General features: G+C 68.8%; 4 protein-coding genes, 6 tRNA genes and 1 pseudogene. 2 read left to right on the top strand and 9 right to left on the bottom strand.

Going from position 1 to position 4755, the window contains the following annotated elements:
- Positions 1-956, top strand: a pseudogene (locus Dsi01nite_RS38695) (hypothetical protein); the annotation flags it as partial.
- Between the two features lie 89 nt (positions 957-1045).
- Positions 1046-1927, top strand: a complete 882-nt coding sequence (locus tag Dsi01nite_RS38700; protein ID WP_203851363.1) for a glycosyltransferase family 2 protein — start codon at positions 1046-1048, stop codon at positions 1925-1927.
- Between the two features lie 196 nt (positions 1928-2123).
- On the opposite strand, the gene Dsi01nite_RS38705 is transcribed toward Dsi01nite_RS38700, so the two are convergent.
- The 9 genes from Dsi01nite_RS38705 to Dsi01nite_RS38745 all read right to left on the bottom strand — a co-directional run bounded on the left by Dsi01nite_RS38705 (position 2124) and on the right by Dsi01nite_RS38745 (position 4704).
- A tRNA-Ser gene (locus tag Dsi01nite_RS38705) sits at positions 2124-2209 on the bottom strand.
- A gap of 4 nt (positions 2210-2213) precedes the next feature.
- A tRNA-Arg gene (locus tag Dsi01nite_RS38710) sits at positions 2214-2288 on the bottom strand.
- An 11-nt stretch (positions 2289-2299) separates the two neighbouring features.
- Positions 2300-2384 (bottom strand) — tRNA-Ser (locus Dsi01nite_RS38715).
- A gap of 3 nt (positions 2385-2387) precedes the next feature.
- A tRNA-Leu gene (locus Dsi01nite_RS38720) sits at positions 2388-2460 on the bottom strand.
- A gap of 60 nt (positions 2461-2520) precedes the next feature.
- Positions 2521-2964, bottom strand: coding sequence for an HNH endonuclease (locus Dsi01nite_RS38725; RefSeq protein ID WP_203851364.1), 444 nt, complete (start codon positions 2962-2964; stop codon positions 2521-2523).
- A 51-nt stretch (positions 2965-3015) separates the two neighbouring features.
- Positions 3016-3089 (bottom strand) — tRNA-Leu (locus Dsi01nite_RS38730).
- A gap of 40 nt (positions 3090-3129) precedes the next feature.
- A tRNA-Trp gene (locus Dsi01nite_RS38735) sits at positions 3130-3203 on the bottom strand.
- Positions 3204-3507: 304 nt separating this feature from the next.
- Complete coding sequence (locus Dsi01nite_RS38740) at positions 3508-4125, bottom strand: hypothetical protein (protein WP_203851365.1); 618 nt, start codon at positions 4123-4125, stop codon at positions 3508-3510.
- Between the two features lie 165 nt (positions 4126-4290).
- Positions 4291-4704, bottom strand: a complete 414-nt coding sequence (locus tag Dsi01nite_RS38745; RefSeq protein WP_203851366.1) for a response regulator — start codon at positions 4702-4704, stop codon at positions 4291-4293.
- Positions 4705-4755: the final 51 nt, after the last annotated feature.

A 4755-nucleotide genomic window follows, 5' to 3' on the forward strand; every position in this document is an offset into this window, starting at 1 on the left:
GCAACGGCGCCGACTCCCGCAACGGCGCGGACCCGCGCAACGGCGCCGACCTTCGCAACGGAGTCGACGGCCGCAACGGTCACGACGCCCGGAACGGTCACGACGGCCGTAATGGGCACGACGCCCGTAATGGGCACGACGCCCGGAACGGGGCCGACCTCCGCAACGGTTACGACGTGCGCAACGGCGTCGACCCGCGGACCGGGGCGTTCGCGCCGGTCGAGCCGCCCACCGGCTCGTTCGCGCCGCTGAGCCCGAACGGGACCAACGGCCAGCACGGCCCCAACGGCTTCGGCCCGCAGCACACCGGCCCCCAGTACCCAGGGCCGCAGCACCCGGGACAGCAGCACCAGGGTCCGCAGCACCCGGGCCGGCCGGTCGACAACGGCCGCGGGTTCGCCAACGGCCGGGGCGAGAGCACCACGTCGTTCCCCGCCGTCGGGCCCGAGGCCTACCGTGGCGCCCCCGAGCCGACCCGCAACGGCTCGCACCCGGACCTGAACGTGGCACCGCCGCGGACGTACCACCGCGAGCAGCAGCCGCCGGCGTACGACCCGCAGGGCTACGAGGCGGGCCGCCCGGCCAGCGACGGGTACCGGTTCGACGCGCCGAACTACGACGAGCACCACTTCGATCTGCCGACGCCGCCCGGGCAGCGCGCACCCGTCCAGCGGATGCCCGCGCACGACGAGTCCGAGGACCAGACCGGCGGCATCGAGGACACCTCGTCGATCCGGACCGGCCGGGAGATCCGCTCGCACGGCAAGAAGGCCAAGGCGACCCGCGCCGACGACAAGACCAGCACGCAGGAGCTCGACCGGCTGCTCGGGTTCTTCGACGAGATCCGCCGCGCGAAGGCGTGGGACGAGGACTCGCCGGGCTCGGACACGGACGAGGCGACGGCCCGCCGCGCCGCCGCGGGGCAGCCCCCGGCCGGCCCCCGGCGCGCCCGCTGACGAAGACGCACACACGCGAAACGGCCCGGTCTCACCAGACCGGGCCGTCGCGTTTCGCCGTGCCCCGAGCGGTCGACTAGGATCGCACGGTGCTCGACATCATGCTGCCGCACTACGGCGACGTGGAGCTGCTCAAGCTCGCCGTCAACAGCGTCATCGCGCAGACCGACGACCGTTGGCAGCTGACCGTCCTGGACGACAGCACCGCCGACGGCATCCCCGAATGGTTCGCGTCGTTGGGGCACGCGCGGGTGCGATACCAGCGAAACCCCCGCAATCTCGGGGTCACCGGCAACTTCCAGCAGTGCGTCGACCTCGCCACGGAACCATTCATGGTCATCATGGGCTGCGACGACGTGATGCTGCCCAACTACGTCGCCACGGTGCACGCCCTCGTGGCGGCGCATCCGGAGGCGGTGCTGCTCCAGCCCGGTGTCGAGGTGATCGACGCGCAGGGAGCGGTGGTGCGCACCCTCGCGGACTCGACGAAACGCCGGGTCTACGCGCCGAAGATCAGCGGCACCGTGGTCATGTCGGGCGAGGAGCTCGCGGTGAGCCTGCTGCGGGGGAACTGGCTGTATTTCCCGTCGCTGTGCTGGCGCACCTCGGAGATGAAGGCCGTCGGGTTCGACGCGTCGCTACAGGTGATCCAGGACCTGCGGCTGATTCTGGAGCTGGTGACCCGGGGCGGCACGCTGGTCGCCACGGACGAGGTGGCGTTCCAGTACCGCCGGCACGGCTCCAGCCTCTCGTCGTCGTCCGCGGTGACCGGCGGCCGGTTCAGCGAGGCCCGCGACTTCTTCCTGGCCACCGCGGCGCGGATGGACGCGCACGGCTGGCACAAGGCGGCGCGGGCGGCGCGCTGGCACCTGTCGTCGCGGATCCACGCGCTGACGATGCTGCCGGCGGCCGCGAAGCAGCGCAGCGGCAGCAGTGTGACCGTGCTCACAAAGTACGCGCTGGGCCGCTGATCATGTAGACATCGCCGGCGCAGCTTCGTCGTTTCGGGTGAAAGACACGACGAAGGAGACGGCGATGTACCAGTCGAACCTGCTGTGGCACGCGAGCACGATGACCGAGGACCGGCGGCGCGAGGCGGAGTGGCACCTCGCCCACGCGGCGGCCAAGTGGCGGCGCGCGTTCCATGGAATCGCGCGGTCCGTGAAGCGGAGAGGGTGGGAGTCGAACCCACACGGGCGTGAACCCAACGCCGTTTTCGAGACGGGTGCCGGCACCGATCGGCTGGCCTCTCCAGTGCGCCCTTGGAAGGATTCGAACCTCCGGCCTCTTCGTTCGTAGCGAAGCGCTCTCGTTCCGCTGAGCTACAAGGGCATGGTCGTGCGCGGAAAGTGAGGGGATCGAACCCCCGCGGGGTCGCCCCCGTCGACGGCTTAGCAAGCCGCAGCCTTACCTCTCGGCCAACCTTCCAAGTACCCGGAAGAGGATTCGAACCTCCAACCTCCTGACCCTGAATCAGGCGCCTCTACCGTTGGGCTACCCGGGCACGGGGTGATGCGATGGGAGGCCCGGCGGGGAGGTAGCAGCACCCCGCCGGGTCCTCGCGTCAGCGCTGGGTGAGTGCGTGCCAGGTCGGGACCGACGGCTGGACCCGCAGCACCATGCCCGCTTCGGCGGGGGTGCGGTCGCCCTTGCGCTGGTTGCACACCGTGCAGGCCGCAACGGTGTTCTTCCAGGTGTTCCGCCCACCCCGGGACCGGGGCAGGATGTGGTCGATGGTGGTGGCGTCCTTGCCGCAGTAGCCGCAGCGGCGACCGTCACGGGCGTGGACCCCGGCGCGGGACCACGCGGGTCCGTTGCCGAAGCGCCAGCGGGTGACGACGTAGGACACGAGCCGGACGACCTTCGGCATCGGGTATACCCCGATGAGCCGGTCGGGCTCGGACTCGTGCACGACGGCCACCTCACGCAGCAGCATGCGCACGGCATGGCGGAGGGTGACCCGGTGCAGGGGTCCGAGGTCGGCGTTGAGAACGAGAACCGCGGTCACCGGGCCTCCCTTCGCTTGTTACTTCCCCAACTGTTACCAAACGATCTTGCGTGCCGTGAGCGGGACTCGAACCCGCACTGATCCCATTTTGAGCGGGACGCCTCTACCGATTGGGCTACCTCGGCATTTCGAACATGCGAATGGAATTGTCAAACAACAATGCTGCACGGGCGGCAGGAATCGAACCCACAACCGTCGGGTTTGGAAGCCGGTGCTCTACCAGATTGAGATACGCCCGTAGGAGGGTACAAAAAAGCCGCCCATTGCAGCGGGCGGCGGGAGAGGCGGGGGAACCCTAGCCTCGCCACCGTCCGGGCAGCTCCGAACTGGCCAGCAGGTCGCTGAGCAGCATGTTGTGCCAACTACGGGACGCTGATCGACCGCGCGACGCGGACGCCGTCAGTCGTAGCTCGATGCGCGCTGCCATTTGCGGTCTCCCTTCACGGTCCCGGTGGATCTTGGTGTTCCTCGTTGACGTATTCAAAGATACGACGCCGGCGCCGCCTCGGCAACCAGTTAATTCGGCGGCGCCGGGAATGCCGGTCAGGCGGCCGTGTAGTGGGCGAGGTACAGGTTCATCTCATCGGTGGACTCGTCGCCCTCGTTGACGCTGAACCACAGGGCGTTCTCGAGCCAGAAACGGTGGATGAACTGTTCGAAGCTGTCGGCGGCGCGGACCATGTTGGCGACCAGGGTGTCGGGGTCGACCTCCTCGAGACCGACGATTTCGAGGAGCCACGGCGACGCGATGACGAACGGTTCGGCGCCGGGCCGCAGGTACAGGTACCAGATGACGGCGTCCTGCTGGTCGCGCAGGAACCGCACGAGTTGCGCCTCGGGCTCCACCGGGCTGGGCACGGGCCGGGGTGCCAGGTCGAAGTCGCAGCCGGTGCAGGACGGGATGGCGTCCATGAGGACCTGGCTGCTCATGAAGCGCTTGAACGCGGCCGGCAGCTCGACGTGCGCGGCGAGGGCACCGGCGTCCATGGCGCGCAGCGGGTCGTGCGGCGCGTCGGGGACGAGCCAGTTGAACGTGCCGTCGAAGCGTGACTGGTCCACTACCGGCAGGCTCTCGGTGGGGTAGAGCTCGTAGGTCCCCATGCTCGCCCGGGCGCTGCCCAGGTCCGTGCCCCACCAGCCGCGCGGAAAGTCGATCGTCATGTGTCGCACGGTACGACGCCGCCTGGTGTTCTTCCGTCGCCTATCGGACGAAGCCGAGCGCGTTTCAGGTCATGCGTCCTCACTTCGTTCCGGGCGCCTGACCCAACACTGCTCCTCCGATGACCGGCCCGAGGCGCTTCGCTGGCCGGTCATGCCAGTGCCACATCACCCGTTGCTGGCACCCTCCAGCGTCGGGATCTGCGGCAGCACGCCGAGGTAGCTGAGCTTGTCGACGATCGCCTCGGCGGTGAAGGGCTTGATGACGTACTCGTGCGCGCCGGCGGCCAGGGCACGCACGATCTGCCCGTGTTCGCTCTCCGTGGTGACCATCATCAGGGTCATCTGCCGGAGGTGTTTCTGCTTGCGGACCGCCATCACGAACTCGAGGCCGTTCATCTCCGGCATGTTCCAGTCGATCAGGGCGAGCCCGGGCTGCAGGTCGTGGTCCCAGATCTGGTCGAGGGCGTCCTTGCCGTTGGTGGCCTCGCGCACCTCGAAGCCGAGCGGCAGCAGGATCCGTTTGAGGATGCCCCGCATGGCACGTGAGTCGTCGATGACCATGGCGAGCTTCGTGTCCATTCAGACTCCGGCAGGTTGGTAGGTGGTGGTTTCGTACGGGTCGATGGTCGT

The sequence above is a fragment of the Dactylosporangium siamense genome, assembly GCF_016862795.1.
GTDB lineage: Bacteria > Actinomycetota > Actinomycetes > Mycobacteriales > Micromonosporaceae > Dactylosporangium > Dactylosporangium siamense.

Excerpts from the sequence above, each read along its gene's own strand:
- Dsi01nite_RS38740 (WP_203851365.1), bottom strand. The coding sequence starts at position 4,125 with ATGACGATCGACTTTCCGCGCGGCTGGTGGGGCACGGACCTGGGCAGC.
- Dsi01nite_RS38745 (WP_203851366.1), bottom strand. The coding sequence starts at position 4,704 with ATGGACACGAAGCTCGCCATGGTCATCGACGACTCACGTGCCATGCGG.